The organism is Rugamonas apoptosis, from assembly GCF_014042355.1.
Lineage (GTDB): Bacteria > Pseudomonadota > Gammaproteobacteria > Burkholderiales > Burkholderiaceae_D > Rugamonas > Rugamonas apoptosis.
Genome location: NZ_JACEZU010000001.1, coordinates 597,958 through 612,372, shown reverse-complemented (window position 1 = coordinate 612,372; position 14,415 = coordinate 597,958). Strand labels below are relative to the sequence as shown.

Here is a 14,415-nt window from a genome sequence, read left to right as displayed (position 1 = left end):
GCGGAGGGCATCATGCGCATCCTGTTGCACCGCGCGGACGGCAAGACCGAGCCGTGGATCAAGGACTTCGGCAAATTCCTGCCAGAGGCCGAGATCGCGATCTGGCACGCGGGCGAGAAAGCCCCGCCGTGCGACTATGCCGTGGTGTGGGCGCCACCGGAAACCATGCTGCCTGAGCTGGCCGATGTGAAAGCCATCTTCAACACGGGCGCCGGAGTGGACGCGCTGCTCAAGTTCGGTGACGCGCTGCCGCGCCACGTACCCATCATCCGCCTGGGCGACGCCGGCATGGGCGCGCAGATGGCCGAATACGTGGTGCACGCCGTGCTGCGTTACTTCCGCCGTTTCGACCAGTATGAAACCCAGGCCCGCGCCAGCACCTGGGCGCCGCTGCCGCAATACCACCGCGAAGACTTCACGGTCGGCGTGCTGGGCATGGGTGCGCTGGGCGGCCAGGTGCTCAAGGCGCTGGCGCCGTTCGGCTTCCCGCTGCGCGGCTGGAGCCGCACCGAGAAAAGCATGGCCGGCGTGCAGTGTTTCCATGGTCCGGCCGGACTGGACACCTTCCTGCGCGGCACGCGCGTGCTGGTGTGCATGCTGCCGCTCACGCCCGACACCAGCAACATCATCGACCGCGGCAACATGTCCAAGCTGCCGCAAGGGGCTTACCTGATCAACGTGGCGCGTGGCGCCCACCTGGCCGAACCGGACCTGCTCAACCTGATCAAGGCCGGCCACATCGCCGGCGCCACGCTGGACGTGTTCCGCAACGAACCGCTGCCGGCCCAGCACCCGTTCTGGCAGGAGCCGCGCATCACCATCACGCCGCACATCTCCGCACTCACGCTGCGCCGCGAAAGCGTGCAGCAGATCGCGGAAAAGATACGCAAGATCGAAAACGGCGAAATGGTCGACGGCATCGTCGACCGCAACCTGGGATACTGAAAACATGAACAAGCAAGCGAGCCTGCCCAAGCAAGTCAAGATCGTCGAAGTGGGGCCGCGCGACGGCCTGCAGAACGAAAAGGAAAACGTCCCGGCCGAGGTCAAGATCGAACTGGTGAACCGCCTCACCAACGCCGGTTTCCCGAATATCGAAGCGGCGTCGTTCGTGTCGCCCAAGTGGGTGCCGCAGATGGCCACCAGCCGCGAGGTGATGGACGCCATCGTGCGCAAGCCGGGTGTGATCTACTCGGCTCTCACGCCCAATATGCAAGGCTTTGAAGCGGCGCTGGCCGCGCGTGCCGACGAAGTGGTGATTTTCGGCTCGGCCTCGGAAGCGTTCTCGCAAAAGAACATCAACTGCTCGATCGCCGAATCGATCGCCCGCTTCGAAGGCGTGGCCAAGGCGGCCAAGGATAACGGCCTGCGCCTGCGCGGCAGCATCAGCTGCGCCTTCGGCTGCCCCTACCAGGGCGACGTGCCGCTGGACGCGGTGGCCGACGTGGTGGGCCGCATGCGCGAGCTCGGTTGCGACGAGATCGACATCGCCGACACCATCGGCGTGGCCACCCCGCGCAAGACGCAAGCGGTGATGGAGCGCGCCATCGCCGCGTTCCGCGTGGACGGCCTGTCGGGCCACTTCCACGACACCTACGGCCAGGCCCTGGCCAACATCTACGCCAGCATGGAAGTGGGGATCGCCATCTTCCATTCGTCCGTCTCGGGCCTGGGCGGCTGCCCGTACGCCAAGGGCGCCACCGGCAACGTGGCCACCGAGGACGTGCTGTACATGATGCAGGGGCTGGGTGTGGAAACGGGGATAGACCTCGACATCGTGGTCGACGCCGGCCAGTACATCTCGCAATTCCTGGGCCGCAAGGGCGCCAGCCGCGCCGGCAACGCCATCGCCGCCAAGCGCGCGCAATAACGAAAAGCGGGGTCAGTTCCGGCATCGTGCCACTCATTTGGCAGATTGCCGGAACTGACCCCGCTTTTGGAATGGAAAAACCCCGTGTGACGTTTCCATCACACGGGGTTTTAAATTTTGGTCGGAGTACAAGGATTCGAACCTTGGACCCCCTGGTCCCAAACCAGGTGCGCTACCGGGCTGCGCTACACTCCGAATAAAGAGAATCATACCGGCTTAGGCACCATCCGTCAAGGGTCAGACCAAACAGTATGTACCATGGCGCGATTTTTTCAAGGCGAAATAGCAAAAATTCAAGGTTGACGCCACACCGCCATGGCCCCGGCGCCACAACACCTTACGCCACCTCACTCGCCGCCGTCCGCCTTCATCTTCAAGGCCAACTCATACAGTGCGTTCTTCTTGCGCCCCGTGATCTGCGCGGCCAGCCCGGCGGCCTGTTTGACGGAACATTCGGCCAGCAGGATGGACAGGATACGCGCGGCTTCCGCGTCCTGCGCGTCGTCGGCGGGCGGGGCGCCGGCCAGCAGCACCACGAATTCGCCTTTTTCCCGGTGCGGATCGGCCTTGATCCACGCTTCCGCCTCGGACAGCGGGCAGCGGTGGACTTCCTCGAACATCTTGGTCAGCTCGCGCGCGAACACCACCTGGCGCTCCGGTTCGAACGCGGCCGCCAGCGCGCCGGCGCAATCGAGGATGCGGTGCGGCGCCTCGTAGAACACCATGGTGGCTGTGACGGCCCGCAGCGACTGCAGGAACGATTCACGCTGCTTGGCCTTGGCCGGCAGGAAACCGACAAAGTAGAACTGGTCGTTCACCAGCCCACTGGCCGACAAGGCCGTCACCGCCGCCGAGGCACCCGGCAGCGGCAGCACGCGCAAGCCGGCCGCGCGCACCGCGTCGACGATGCGGGCGCCGGGGTCGGAGACGGCCGGCGTGCCGGCATCCGACACCAGCGCGATCCGTTCGCCCGCCTGCAGCCGCGCGATCAGGGTGTCCGCCACCTCGCGCTCGTTGTGCTGGTGGGCCGCGATCAGGGGCTTGTGCAGGCCGAAACGGGTCATCAACTGGGCCGTGTTGCGGGTGTCCTCGCACGCCACCGCATTGACCAGGCTCAAGACGTGCAGCGCGCGCAGGCTAATGTCCGTCACGTTGCCGATCGGGGTCGCCACTACATACAATGTTGCGCTAGGATAGGTCTGGTGCGCCGTTTCGCCCATCACGGGCAGGGTGGCGATGGTGCTGGAATCTTGTACTGTCATTGGGGGTAGGATGCTGGCTAAGAGTGTCAGATTACTGGTGCTGGGCATGGCGGCCACGTTGGCCGGCTGCAGCACGCCCTGCGGCGCGCCCGGCCGATTGTGCGCGCCTATCACCTCAATTACAAGCCCGGTGACCAGCCCGGCTCCCGCTGGCGCCACGCGGCCGGCGCCCCGGCCCGCCCCCGAAACGCCGCCAGCGCCGGCCGAAACCTTCGCCGTCGCCATGCCCGGCGCCGGCGGCCCGTCCGGCGCCACCGGCACGACAGGAACGGCCCTGCCATCGTTATCGTCCATGTCGGCCGCCACCGCCCCGGCGGCCGACATGGACGCCATCCCCTCCAATACGCCGCTGCGCTTGTCGCTGCTGCTGCCGCTGCGCTCGGACACGCTGGGCCAGGCCGCCACCGCCGTCAAGGCGGGTTTCCTGGCCGCCTGGGAGCGCGACCGCGACGGCGTCACCGTCACCGTCACCGACACGGGAGACGCCACCGACGACGTGCTGGCCAGCTACGCCAGCGCCCAGGAGCGCTCGGACCTGGTGGTGGGCCCGCTGGGCCGCTCCGCCGTCGGCGCGCTGGCCGCCAGCCCGCTGCTGCGCAAGCCCACCATCGCCCTCAACACGCCGGAAGGCTACGGCACGCCGGGCCAGCCGCCGCTGCCGGCCCGCATGCTGGCCATGGGGCTGTCGATCGAGGAGGAGGCGCGCCAGGCCGCCAACTGGGCCGCCACCGAGCAACCGGGCGCCAGCGCACTAGTGCTGACCACCAGTACGCACTGGCAGCGCCGCAGCGCCGCCGCCTTCGCCGCCCAGTGGCAACGCCAGGGGCTGGCCGTCAGGACGGTCGAGCTGGGCGCGAGCAACGGCTACCTGAACGACCCGGAACTGGTGCAGCTGCGCGCCCGCCTGCAATCGGACCCGCCCGGCCTGCTGTTCGCGGCGCTGGACGCGGCCCAGACCCGCCAGTTGCGCGGCGCGCTCGACGGCGCGCTGCCGCAGGCGCTGCCCATCTACGGCACGTCCGCGCTCAATCCCGGCAACGGCAACAGCTTCCCCAACCGGGAACTGGATGGCGTGCGGCTGCTGGACTTGCCGTGGCAGCTGCAGGCCGACCATCCGGCCGTGATGATTTATCCTCATCCGCCCCAGCCCGAGGAACGCAAGCCCGGCGCGGCCGACCTGGAACGGCTGTACGCGCTGGGCATCGACGCCTACCGGGTGGCGCGTGAGATCGGCCGCCACTCCGGCGTGCGCTTCCAGCTCGATGGCGTGACGGGCCGGCTGACGGTCAGCTTCGGCCTGGGGCCGGCCAGTTTCGAGCGCGTCGAGCAGGCCGCCGTGTACAAGAACGGCGTGCCGCAACCGGTCACCCCGTGAGCGCGCCGTGGCCCGCACCGAGCGCCAGCAACTGGGCATGGAGGGCGAAGACGAGGCGCTGGCCCACCTGAGCCGGCACGGCTTGACGCTGGTGACCCGCAATTTCCTGTGCAAGGGCGGCGAGATCGACCTGATCATGCGCGACGGCGCCCACCTGGTGTTCATCGAAGTGCGGCGCCGGGCCGACACCCGCCACGGTGGGGCCGCCGCCAGCATCACGCCGCATAAGCAGCGCCGCATGGTGCGCGCGGCCCAGGCCTACCTGCTGCGCTGCGCCACGCTGCCGCCATGCCGCTTCGACGTGGTGGCCATCGACGGCGGCCAGTTGCGCTGGCTGCGCAATGTGCTGCAAATGTAAGCATTTTTTACAGCGCTTGTGGGGCGGGCGCGGCCATTGCACTATAATCGCCAGCTATGAATACTCAACGCATCCTGTCGCACTTCCACGAAAGTGCCGAACTCAAAATCCAATCGGCGACCGTGCTCGCCCAGCCGATCTCGCAAGCCATCGAGATGATGTTCTTCGCACTCTCGAACGGCAACAAGATCCTGGTGTGCGGCAACGGCGGTTCGGCCGCCGACGCCCAGCACTTCGCCGCTGAACTGGTGGGCCGCTTCGAACGCGAACGCTTCCCGCTGCCGGCGCTGGCGCTGACCACCGATACCTCGATCCTGACGGCGGTGGCCAACGACTACAGTTACCGTGAGATCTTCTCCAAGCAAGTGCAGGCCTTCGGCCAGGCCGGCGACATCCTGCTGGCGCTGTCCACCTCGGGCAACTCGGGCAACGTGATGGCGGCCATCGAGGCGGCGCTGGAGCGCGAGATGCGGGTGGTGGCCATGACCGGCAAGGGCGGCGGCGCCATCGGCAAGATGCTGACCGACGCCGATGTCCACATCTGCGTGCCGGCCGACCGCACGGCCCGCATCCAGGAAGTGCACCTGGTGACCATACACTGCATCTGCGACGGCATCGACGTCGCCCTGTTCGGAGGAGACGTCAATGAGTGAGTCGCTGACCAAGTCCCGCGCCGGCCAGCGCTGGCAACGCCCGCTGGCGATGACGCTGCTGTGCGGCGCCCTGCTGGCCACCCTGTCGGGCTGCGTGGAGATGATGGTCGGCAGCGCCGTGGTGGGCACCGTGGCCGCCTCGGACCGCCGCACCTTCGGCGCCCAGACGGAAGACCAGGCCATCGTCGTCAAGGGCGAGATCAAGGTGCACAACCTGGTGGGCGACGCCGGCCATGTGAACATCAACAGCTTCAACCGCCGCGCCCTGCTGACGGGCGAAGTGCGCGACCAGGCCATGAAGGAACAGGTCGAACGTGAAGTGCGCGGTATCGAAGGCGTGGCCTCGACCGTCAACGAACTGGAAATCTCGGGCCTGAGCAGCTTCACCTCGCGCTCCAACGACACCCTGATCACCACCAAGGTCAAAGCCAGCCTGGTGGACCAGAAGGATATCTCGGCCAACACGTTCAAGGTGGTCACCGAGCGGGGCGCCGTGTTCCTGATGGGCCGCGTGACCCAGCGCGAAGGCACCATCGCGGCCGAAGTGGCACGCGGCGTGAGCGGCGTGCAGAAAGTGGTCAAAGTGTTCGAGTACATCTCGGAAGAGGAATGGAAGTCCTACCAGCCCAAGCCAACCCCGGCCCAGGCGGCGCAGGGCGGCCAGCAAGGCCAATAAGGCCAGTCAGCCCGGCAAGTGCCATCCGGCCCGCAAGGCACGCTTAAGAATACGGGTCTATAATGGCCCGTACCTGAACTCGCAGCCCAACGTAGCCGATTCCGACCATGCAAGCGACAACTTCCTCCTCCAAGGCCTGGCTCAAGCCCGCGCTGGCCGCCGTGCTGCTGGCTGGCGCCGGCCTGGCCGCTTATGCCACGCTGAACCAGCGCAGCAGCGCGCCCGCCGTCACGTTCATGAGCATCAAGGGCGAGAAGATTTCGCCGGACAGCCTGCATGGCAAGGTGGTGATGGTCAATTTCTGGGCCACTTCCTGCGCCACCTGCGTGGCCGAGATGCCGCAGATGGTGGAAACGTACAATAAATACAAGTCGCAGGGACTGGAATTCGTGGCCGTGGCCATGAAGGACGACCCACCCAACTACGTCGTCAACTACGCCGAAACGCGCCAGCTGCCGTTCAAGGTGGCGCTGGACGTGGCCGGCGACGCGGCCAAGGCCTACGGCAACGTGGCCATGACGCCCACCACCTTCGTCATCGACAAGGATGGCAAGATCCTCAAGCGCTACGTGGGCCAGCCGGAATTCCCGGCGCTGCACAAGCTGCTGGAAAAAGCCTTGCAGGGATAAGCAAAAGACAGGAAAAAGGAGCCGCCGGCTCCTTTTTTACGTCAGAAGCCCGCCTGCAACGACAGGTAGGGGCCGCGCTGGCGCACCGGGTTGAACACGGTGATGTCGCCCAGCACCGCGTAGGCCGCCGTCACCGACACATGCTTATTCGGGAACCAGGCCACGAAGGCGTCGTAATACGCCTTTTCATTATCCACGCTCAGGTTGTGCGGTTTGCGGCGGTACTCCACGCCCAGCACCAGCTTGCGGTCGGCCAGCCAGGCCAGCGACACTTCCGGCATCAACCGCATGCTGTCGCCACGGTCGCCGCCAAAGCCCAATAAGCCCATCTGGTTGGCGCGGGTGGCGCGCACGGTACCGTTCAACAGCAGGCTCTGTTCCAGCAGCAGCTTGGTGGCCGCCACGTAGTAGTCATAGCCATGGTCGTCGCGCGCGCCCAGCTGGCGCACGTCCGTCACGCCCAGCGCGCCCAGGCCGCCCACACCCTTATCGCGCTTGTAGAGCACACCGATGGCCAATTGCGGCATCAGGCTGTCCTGCCCATACACGGCGTCGCCGGCCACGCGCAGCTTGAGGCCGACGATCTGCTGGCGCAGCCGCAGCCGGTCCAGTGGCGCCAGGCTGCCCGCGAAGGTCTGCTCGGCCAGCGACAATTCCAGCCGGTCGGCCAGCCCCACGGCCACGCCGCCGCTGCCCAGCGCGTAATCCTGGGTGCGCACCCACGTGTAATGGGCGTTGGCGCCCCAGCTGTCGCGGGTGCCGTAGCCGCCGATCAGGGCCCACGGCGTGAGGCCACCGCCGGCCGCGCCTTCCAGCTGGCTGACGCCGCCCGTGGCCAGCAACTTGCCCAGATCCGGCCGGGCCCCGCCGGCGCGGGCGGTGACGATCATGGACCGCATCGGCGCCAACCTGCCGATCAAGCGGTTGGCCACGCCGTTGGGCACCTGGTTGCGCGCCATGGCCAGTTGCAGATCCTCGGCCAGCGCGTTGAACTGGGCATCCGTGATCTTCAAGTCCTGGTGCACGGTCACCATGTCGCGCACGGTGCCCACGCCGTCCATGGTCTTGTCGCGGTACTTGCCGGTGTAGGTGCACGGGCCGCCGCTCACTTCGCAGAACTGGTCGGCCAGGCGCTTGGCCACCTGCTCCATGTCGAAATCCTCGAAGCTGTCGCGGATCACGGGATCGGCCAGCACCAGCGGGATGAAGGTGGCGACGATCTTCTGGATGCCCTGCTGGCCGCCCAGGCCACGGTAGACGGCATCATCCCGGGCTGGCGTCTGCGCCGTGGCCAGCGTGGCCGACAGCAGCAGGGCCAATCCCGCCAGCGGGGTCGATCTGCGCATCCTGGCTCCTTATTTCGGGTACAGCACCATTTGCGTACAGCGGAACAGCGCCATGGTCTTGCCGCTGGCCTTGTTGCGCACGGTCGCATCCCATACCTGGGTGGTCTTGCCCAGGTGGACCACGGAGGCGGTGGCCACCACCGTTCCCTCGCGCGCCGTGCCCAGGTGGTTGGACTTCAGTTCGATGGTGGTGAAACTGGACGCGCCTTCCGGCAGGTGGGCCACGCAGGCGTAGCCGCAAGCCGTGTCGGCCAGCGTGACGACGCTGCCCGCGTGCAGGTAGCCGTTGGGCGCCAGGTGCTGGGGCGTGACCTCGAATTCGGCCGTGACGCTGCCTTCGCTCACGTCGGTGACGACGATGCCCAGATAGGCCGGCAACGTGCCGGCGCCGATCTGGTTGAAATAGGCGGGGGTGGGTTTTTTTTCGGTCATGGCGGCTCGGTCGATATCGGTTGCAGGGCCGGGCATGCATCAAGGTGCGGCTCCGGGGGCTGCAACGATGATAGCAATTTTTCCCGACGCGCGTGGCGGGCCGCCGGTTCCCGATCCGATCATGGCCAGGCGGGCCCCGCACAACCTATCCTACAAGACGCGTACCCATGGTCCTTGGTACAGTATCGGCCCGCTGGGGCCGTGCGGATCGGGCGAACCGCCCTTCGGTTCAAGGCTCACGGCCAGCAGCGCCACATCCTCGCCGATGGCGTTGGCCGGCAGCGCCAGCCGGTTGTCGCGCCCGGCCAGCACGCCCAGCGAACGGGGCGCGCCCTGGTGCGGCACGGCCCACAATTGCAACGAGCGGTCGGCCGCCACCGGCGCGGCCGTGAGCAGCCGCACCGTCAACGCGCGATGGCGACTGTCGGCGGTGAGCAGCAGCGCCGGATGGGCCTGCGCATCGGCCAGCGTGGCCACATAGTTAATCACCGGCGCCTCCGCTCGCCCATTGAGCACCAGCGCCAGCACCACCACCAGCAGCGCCGCCAACGCGCTTGAAGCCAGCCCCAGTCCGCGCCAGAACGCCAGCGGCGGCTGGCGCCAGAAAGCCCAGGCCGGCGCCGGCGCGGGCAGTTGCAGGCGCCGCGTGATGCCCTGCCATACCTGCGGCCGTGGCGCCTGCGCGGGCGTGAATTCTGCCAGCGGCGCCAGCCGGTCCTGCCACTCGGCCACGGCGCGGCGCAGGGCCGCGTCGGTCGTCAGCCAGTGCTCGAAGCGGCGGCGCGCGCCGCCGCGCAAGGTGCCCAGCACGTATTCGGCCGCCAACTGCTCGCGCAAATTGTCGTTGCCGCCGATCTTCATGTGCGCTCCCGCTGCGCCAGGCAGCGCCGCAAGCGCTCCAGTCCACGCCGTATCCATGTTTTCACCGTGCCCACGGGCAGCGCCAGCTGATGCGCCACCTCGCTGTGCGACAGGTCGTGAAAATAGGCCAGCCCGATCGCTTGCCGCTGCATGCCTTCCAGCGCGGCCAGGCAGCGGGCCAGCGCCCGCGCCTCGCTGCTCAGCTGCAGCACGTCGGGTGGGGTGGCATGGGGATCCTGCAATGCGTTCATCACGTCGGTGGCAAAGGGGTCGCTGTCGATTTCCACCGTGGCGTCACTGCGGCGCAGCAAGTCGAACGCCTTGTTGCGCACGATGGTGGTCAGCCACGTCATGGGGGCGGCAAGCTGGCTCTGGTAGCTGGCGGCGTTGTGCCAGATGGCGACAAAGCTCTCCTGCAACACATCCTCGGCCAGCTCGCGTTTATGCAATATACGCAGCGCGAAGCCAAACAGTTTCGCGGAGGTAGCGTCGTATAAGGCGCGGAAAGCCTGGGCGTCGCCATGGGCGGCGTCCTGCAGCCAGCGGCGCAGCTGGACGGGGTCGGGTGCTTGGGCGGCGGAGGACACGGCTGGCCTTTGCGCGGGCGGAGGGATGCTGACAAAAATATCACACTTTTGCCAGCCGGCGGGGCGCCACATCAAATCTGCATCCGATTCCGGCGCCGCCACGTATAAGTCCATGCAACACAACTCTGGACTGACTTTCGAGGAGGATGATGATGTCTACTATCAGCAAACGGGCGCTGGCGACGGCGCTGCTGGGCACCGTGGCGGCGGCTTGGTCGCCGTGGGCGGCGGCCTCCAGCCACCGGGAAGCGCCGTTCATCACGCAACACCCCAAGACCGACGGCACCGATTTTTACTTGTTCCGCAGCTACGAACCGGGCCGCGCCGGCTTCGTCACGCTGATCGCCAACTACGTGCCGCTGCAGGATGCCTACGGCGGCCCGAACTTCTTCCACATGGACCCGAACGCCCTGTACGAAATCCACATCGACAACAACGGCGACGCGCGCGAAGACCTGACGTTCCAGTTCCGCTTCACCAACACCAACAAGGACAACACGCTGACCGTGGGCGGCAAGCAGGTGGCGATCCCGCTGGTGATCAACGGCGGCCCCATCGCAGGCGTCAATCCGCCGGGGCTGAACGTGCGTGAAACCTACACGGTCAGCCTGGTGCGCGGCGACCGCCGTGGCGGCAGCCGCACTGCCGTGCTCAATGCCGATACGGGCGGCGCCGTGTTCGACAAACCGGTCGACAACATCGGCAATAAGTCGATTCCCGACTACGCCGCCTACGCCGCCGCGCACGTGTACAACATCACCATCCCCGGCTGCGGCACGCCGGGCCGCATGTTCGTCGGCCAGCGCAAGGACCCGTTCGTCGTCAACCTGGGCGAGACGTTCGACCTGATCAACATCAAGGCGCCTGCCACCGAGTTCGCCGCCAACGCGGAACGGGCCGCGCGCGACGACCTGGACGACAAGAATGTGACGGCCATCGAACTGGAAGTGGCCGCCGCCTGCCTGACGGCGCCCGGCGCGTCCGACCCGGTGATCGGCGGCTGGACCACGGCCAGCCTGCGCCAGGGACGGCTGCTCAATCCGGCGCCCCAGGGCAGCACGGCCTCGAAGGAGGGCGGCCCATGGACGCAGGTGTCGCGCCTGGGCATGCCGCTGGTGAACGAGGTGGTCATCGGCCTGAAGGACAAGGATGGCTTCAACAGCAGCAAGCCATCGGCCGATGGCCAGTTCGCCACCTACGTCACCAACCCCACGCTGCCGGCGCTGATCGAAATCCTGTTCGGCGCCGCCGGCGCCAAAGCACCCACCAACTTCCCCCGCAACGACCTGGTGGCCACCTTCCTCACCGGGGTCAAGGGCCTGAACCAGCCGGCCCATGTGACGCCGGCCGAAATGCTGCGGCTGAATACGGCCATCGCACCGCTGGCGAAGGGTGCGCAGAACCGGCTGGGGGTGATCGGCGGCGACAACGCCGGCTTCCCCAACGGCCGCCGTCCCGGTGACGACGTGGTCGACATCGCGCTGCGGGTGGTGATGGGCAAACTGTGCACGCTCAACATCGGCTGCGTGCCCGGCGATGCGCCGGCCGGCGCCCTGCATTTCACGGACGGCGCCTACCTGGACGACAGCTTCTTCAACGCCGCCTTCCCGTATCTGAAAACGCCCATCCCCGGCTCGCCGCAACAGTAACCGGGTCCATCCGAACAGGAGCGCATCATGAAAAAGCTCAGTCTCATTTTGATGTTGGCCTTGAGTGCCTGCGGCGGTAGCGGTGGTGGCGGCGGCAACGGCGATGGGGCGGGCGGCCCGTCACCTGTGGCGGCGCCCCCGCCATCCGTGGTCGACACCTTCGTCACGGCGCTGCTGGCGCTGGTCAGTGACAGCGGCGACAGCACCGAACCGGCCGCCGTCGACACGCTCGCCGCCACCGCGCCGGAGGACAGCGAACCGGCACCCGTGAAGTAGCGCGCCCGCCACCGGCACAACGATCAGAAAGGCTACGTCATGCACCACCACGCCACCATGCGCCGCCAACTTGTCCTGCGTCTGGCCCTGGCACTGCTACTGCAGGCATGGGCCGCGCTGACGGGCACCGCGCGCGCCACGCCCTACCTGCCCGCGCACGGCGACGACGTGATCGAAGTGCTGCCGCGCCGGGCCGACGCCACGCAAACGGAACTGCGCCGGCTACGCCTCGCGCTGAATGCGCGGCCGCGCGACGTGGCGTTGGCCACCGCGCTGGCGCAACGCTACATCGCCGTTGGCCGCGATGCTGCCGACCCGCGCTATCTCGGTTACGCGCAAGCGGCGCTGGCGCCCTGGTGGCGCGAGGCGGTGGCTCCGCCCGCCGTGCTCCTGCTGCGCGCCACGTTGCTGCAAAGCGGCCATCACTTCCCCGCCGCGCTGGCCGACCTGGAACGGCTGCTGGCGGCCGAACCGGCCAACGCGCAGGCGTGGCTCACGCGCGCCACCGTGCAGACGGTACGCGGCGACTACGCCGGCGCCACGGCCAGCTGCGCGCGCCTGTCGGCGCTGGCCAACGAACTGGCCACGGCCGCCTGCATCGCCAGCGTAGGCGCGCTGACCGGGCGCGCGCAGCCTAGCGAACAACTGCTGGCACTGACCTTGCAGCGCGGCGCCAGTGCGCCGCCGGACCAGCGGCTATGGGCGCAGACCCTGCTGGCGGAATTGGCTGCGCAGCGCGGCGACGTAGCAATGGCCGATGCGCGTTATCGCGACGCACTGGCCCTTAATCCACACGACGCTTACCTGCTGGGCGCCTACGCCGACTTCCTGCTCGATCAAGGACGTCCGGCCGACGTGCTGGCACTGCTGAAGGAGTACACCCGCGTCGACGCGCTGCTGCTGCGCCGCGCGCTGGCGCTGCGGCAGATGCCTGGCGCGGCGGCCGCTCTGGCCACCGACGTGGCCGCGCTGGCCGCGCGCTTCAGTGCCGCCACTGAGCGCGGCGACACGGTGCACCAGCGCGAGCAGGCGCGCTTCGCGCTATACCTGCAACGTGACACGGCATCGGCGCTGGCGTTGGCGCGGCAAAACTGGGACGTGCAAAAGGAAGCGGCCGACATGCGCATCTACCTGGAGGCGGCGGCCCAGGCGCACGATGCAGCGGCCGCCCGGCCAGTACTGGACTGGATCGCCCGCCACCGTACGGAAGGCGCCACCTTGCGCGCGCTGGTCCATCAACTGAACCCGGGGGCATGATGGGACAACTACTCTTGCTACTGGCGCTGCTGCTGTACGGCGCCGCACCACCGGCGCAGGCGCACAAGCCCAGCGACAGCTACCTGACCCTGCGGGTGGATGGCGCCCGGATCGATGGCCAGTGGGACATCGCCCTGCGCGACCTCGATTACGCCATCGGCCTCGATGCCGACGGCGACGGCCGCCTGACCTGGGATGAAATCCGCGCCCGCCAGCCAGCCATCGCCGCCTACGCGCTGGCGCGGCTGGAACTGGGCACGCCGGGCGGTGCGTGCGCGGCCAGCGTCACCAGCCAGCTGATCGACCGCCATACGGATGGCGCCTACAGCGTGCTGCGCCTGCGCGCCCTGTGCCCGCAGCCGGTCGACGCGCTGACCATCGTCTACCGGCTATTCGCCGAGCTCGACCCGCAGCACAAAGGGCTGCTGCGCCTGGTCCGCGACGGCCGCACCAGCAGCGCCATTTTCGATCCCGACCACGCGCGGCAAGCGCTGGCGCCGGCGGCGCCCAACCGGCTGGACCAGTTCCTCCAATACCTGCGGCACGGCGTGTGGCATATCTGGATCGGCTACGACCACATCCTGTTCCTGCTGTCGCTGCTGCTGCCGGCCGTGCTGGCCGCGCGCGGCGCGCCGGCCGCCAGCCTGCGCACGGCATTCATCGACGTGCTGCAAGTGGTGACGGCGTTCACGCTGGCCCACACGCTGACGTTGACGCTGGCCAGCCTGGCGCTGCTGTCACCGCCTTCGCGCTGGGTGGAATCGGCGATCGCCGCCTCGGTGGTGCTGGCGGCGCTGAACAACCTGGTGCCACTGTTTCGCGGACGGCGGCCGTGGGTCGCCTTCGGCTTCGGCCTGATCCACGGCTTCGGCTTCGCCAGCGTGCTGACGGAGCTGGGCCTGGCGCGGGATGCCCTGCTATTGAGCCTGTTCAGTTTCAATCTCGGCGTGGAAGCGGGGCAATTGGCCATCGTCGCGCTGTTCCTGCCGCTGGCCTTCCTGCTGCGGAGGACAGTGTTCTACCACCGCCTGCTAACCGGCGGCTCGGCCTTGATCGCGCTGGTGGCCACCGTGTGGCTGCTGGAACGGGCGTTTGACTTGAAACTGGCCGGTGTGTGACAGCACCAGCCACACGCCCCCACAACGACCACGGACGCCGCATACAAAAAAGGCCGCTGACAACAG

16 protein-coding genes and 1 tRNA gene are annotated in these 14,415 nt (G+C 67.8%); 11 read left to right on the top strand and 6 right to left on the bottom strand.

What is annotated here, in order from left to right; translation table 11 throughout:
- The first annotated feature begins 12 nt into the window (after positions 1–12).
- Together H3H39_RS02755 and H3H39_RS02750 are read left to right on the top strand one after the other, a co-directional pair.
- On the top strand, positions 13–945 hold the full coding sequence (locus H3H39_RS02755) for a 2-hydroxyacid dehydrogenase (protein WP_182151708.1): 933 nt from the start codon (positions 13–15) through the stop codon (positions 943–945).
- Between the two features lie 4 nt (positions 946–949).
- Positions 950–1,870: a hydroxymethylglutaryl-CoA lyase gene (locus tag H3H39_RS02750; protein ID WP_182151707.1), complete on the top strand. Its 921-nt coding sequence runs from the start codon at positions 950–952 to the stop codon at positions 1,868–1,870.
- Between the two features lie 118 nt (positions 1,871–1,988).
- On the opposite strand, the gene H3H39_RS02745 is transcribed toward H3H39_RS02750, so the two are convergent.
- Positions 1,989–2,065: transfer RNA gene (locus H3H39_RS02745), tRNA-Pro, on the bottom strand.
- Between the two features lie 152 nt (positions 2,066–2,217).
- A complete protein-coding gene (gene rsmI, locus H3H39_RS02740; RefSeq protein ID WP_182151706.1) occupies positions 2,218–3,132 on the bottom strand; it encodes a 16S rRNA (cytidine(1402)-2'-O)-methyltransferase in 915 nt (304 codons plus the stop codon).
- A gap of 10 nt (positions 3,133–3,142) precedes the next feature.
- Between rsmI and H3H39_RS02735 the strand changes: the two genes are divergently transcribed.
- The 5 genes from H3H39_RS02735 to H3H39_RS02715 all read left to right on the top strand — a co-directional run bounded on the left by H3H39_RS02735 (position 3,143) and on the right by H3H39_RS02715 (position 6,823).
- Positions 3,143–4,507: a penicillin-binding protein activator gene (locus H3H39_RS02735; protein ID WP_229217829.1), complete on the top strand. Its 1,365-nt coding sequence runs from the start codon at positions 3,143–3,145 to the stop codon at positions 4,505–4,507.
- Between the two features lie 7 nt (positions 4,508–4,514).
- Positions 4,515–4,865, top strand: coding sequence for a YraN family protein (locus tag H3H39_RS02730; RefSeq protein ID WP_182151705.1), 351 nt, complete (start codon positions 4,515–4,517; stop codon positions 4,863–4,865).
- Positions 4,866–4,921: 56 nt separating this feature from the next.
- Positions 4,922–5,518 (top strand): phosphoheptose isomerase, encoded by a 597-nt coding sequence (locus H3H39_RS02725; protein ID WP_182151704.1) that lies wholly within the window; start codon positions 4,922–4,924, stop codon positions 5,516–5,518.
- Positions 5,511–6,194 carry a BON domain-containing protein gene (locus tag H3H39_RS02720; RefSeq protein WP_229217828.1) on the top strand — a complete coding sequence of 228 codons (684 nt, stop codon included), beginning with the start codon at positions 5,511–5,513 and terminating at the stop codon, positions 6,192–6,194. The genes H3H39_RS02725 and H3H39_RS02720 overlap by 8 nt, the downstream gene beginning before the upstream one ends.
- Before the next feature lie 107 nt (positions 6,195–6,301).
- The gene (locus tag H3H39_RS02715; protein WP_182151703.1) at positions 6,302–6,823 is read left to right on the top strand and encodes a TlpA disulfide reductase family protein; all 522 of its coding nucleotides are present in this window, start codon (positions 6,302–6,304) and stop codon (positions 6,821–6,823) included.
- Positions 6,824–6,864: 41 nt separating this feature from the next.
- Here the strand turns inward: H3H39_RS02715 and H3H39_RS02710 are convergent, their stop codons facing one another.
- The 4 genes from H3H39_RS02710 to H3H39_RS02695 all read right to left on the bottom strand — a co-directional run bounded on the left by H3H39_RS02710 (position 6,865) and on the right by H3H39_RS02695 (position 10,049).
- Positions 6,865–8,169 carry a DUF3034 family protein gene (locus H3H39_RS02710; protein ID WP_375540396.1) on the bottom strand — a complete coding sequence of 435 codons (1,305 nt, stop codon included), beginning with the start codon at positions 8,167–8,169 and terminating at the stop codon, positions 6,865–6,867.
- Between the two features lie 9 nt (positions 8,170–8,178).
- Positions 8,179–8,601 (bottom strand): PaaI family thioesterase, encoded by a 423-nt coding sequence (locus tag H3H39_RS02705; RefSeq protein WP_182151702.1) that lies wholly within the window; start codon positions 8,599–8,601, stop codon positions 8,179–8,181.
- 150 nt (positions 8,602–8,751) lie between these two features.
- A complete protein-coding gene (locus tag H3H39_RS02700; RefSeq protein WP_182151701.1) occupies positions 8,752–9,462 on the bottom strand; it encodes an anti-sigma factor in 711 nt (236 codons plus the stop codon).
- Positions 9,459–10,049 carry an RNA polymerase sigma factor gene (locus H3H39_RS02695; RefSeq protein WP_311196833.1) on the bottom strand — a complete coding sequence of 197 codons (591 nt, stop codon included), beginning with the start codon at positions 10,047–10,049 and terminating at the stop codon, positions 9,459–9,461. Before H3H39_RS02695 ends, H3H39_RS02700 begins: the two co-directional genes overlap by 4 nt.
- 149 nt (positions 10,050–10,198) lie before the next feature.
- On the opposite strand from H3H39_RS02695, the gene H3H39_RS02690 reads away from it, so the two are divergent.
- Genes H3H39_RS02690 through H3H39_RS02675 form a run of 4 tightly spaced genes read left to right on the top strand, consistent with a single transcriptional unit; the run spans position 10,199 to position 14,349 of the window.
- On the top strand, positions 10,199–11,698 hold the full coding sequence (locus H3H39_RS02690) for a DUF4331 domain-containing protein (protein WP_375540395.1): 1,500 nt from the start codon (positions 10,199–10,201) through the stop codon (positions 11,696–11,698).
- Between the two features lie 27 nt (positions 11,699–11,725).
- Positions 11,726–11,974, top strand: a complete 249-nt coding sequence (locus H3H39_RS02685) for a hypothetical protein (protein WP_182151699.1) — start codon at positions 11,726–11,728, stop codon at positions 11,972–11,974.
- Positions 11,975–12,013: 39 nt separating this feature from the next.
- Positions 12,014–13,231 carry a tetratricopeptide repeat protein gene (locus H3H39_RS02680; protein WP_229217827.1) on the top strand — a complete coding sequence of 406 codons (1,218 nt, stop codon included), beginning with the start codon at positions 12,014–12,016 and terminating at the stop codon, positions 13,229–13,231.
- The gene (locus H3H39_RS02675) at positions 13,228–14,349 is read left to right on the top strand and encodes a HupE/UreJ family protein (protein ID WP_182151698.1); all 1,122 of its coding nucleotides are present in this window, start codon (positions 13,228–13,230) and stop codon (positions 14,347–14,349) included. The genes H3H39_RS02680 and H3H39_RS02675 overlap by 4 nt, the downstream gene beginning before the upstream one ends.
- Positions 14,350–14,415: the final 66 nt, after the last annotated feature.

Excerpts from the sequence above, each read along its gene's own strand:
- H3H39_RS02685 (WP_182151699.1), top strand. The coding sequence starts at position 11,726 with ATGAAAAAGCTCAGTCTCATTTTGATGTTGGCCTTGAGTGCCTGCGGC.
- H3H39_RS02690 (WP_375540395.1), top strand. The coding sequence starts at position 10,199 with ATGATGTCTACTATCAGCAAACGGGCGCTGGCGACGGCGCTGCTGGGC.
- H3H39_RS02750 (WP_182151707.1), top strand. The coding sequence starts at position 950 with ATGAACAAGCAAGCGAGCCTGCCCAAGCAAGTCAAGATCGTCGAAGTG.
- H3H39_RS02705 (WP_182151702.1), bottom strand. The coding sequence starts at position 8,601 with ATGACCGAAAAAAAACCCACCCCCGCCTATTTCAACCAGATCGGCGCC.
- H3H39_RS02680 (WP_229217827.1), top strand. The coding sequence starts at position 12,014 with ATGCACCACCACGCCACCATGCGCCGCCAACTTGTCCTGCGTCTGGCC.
- rsmI (WP_182151706.1), bottom strand. The coding sequence starts at position 3,132 with ATGACAGTACAAGATTCCAGCACCATCGCCACCCTGCCCGTGATGGGC.
- H3H39_RS02755 (WP_182151708.1), top strand. The coding sequence starts at position 13 with ATGCGCATCCTGTTGCACCGCGCGGACGGCAAGACCGAGCCGTGGATC.
- H3H39_RS02735 (WP_229217829.1), top strand. The coding sequence starts at position 3,143 with ATGCTGGCTAAGAGTGTCAGATTACTGGTGCTGGGCATGGCGGCCACG.
- H3H39_RS02715 (WP_182151703.1), top strand. The coding sequence starts at position 6,302 with ATGCAAGCGACAACTTCCTCCTCCAAGGCCTGGCTCAAGCCCGCGCTG.
- H3H39_RS02720 (WP_229217828.1), top strand. The coding sequence starts at position 5,511 with ATGAGTGAGTCGCTGACCAAGTCCCGCGCCGGCCAGCGCTGGCAACGC.
- H3H39_RS02710 (WP_375540396.1), bottom strand. The coding sequence starts at position 8,169 with ATGCGCAGATCGACCCCGCTGGCGGGATTGGCCCTGCTGCTGTCGGCC.
- H3H39_RS02700 (WP_182151701.1), bottom strand. The coding sequence starts at position 9,462 with ATGAAGATCGGCGGCAACGACAATTTGCGCGAGCAGTTGGCGGCCGAA.
- H3H39_RS02675 (WP_182151698.1), top strand. The coding sequence starts at position 13,228 with ATGATGGGACAACTACTCTTGCTACTGGCGCTGCTGCTGTACGGCGCC.
- H3H39_RS02725 (WP_182151704.1), top strand. The coding sequence starts at position 4,922 with ATGAATACTCAACGCATCCTGTCGCACTTCCACGAAAGTGCCGAACTC.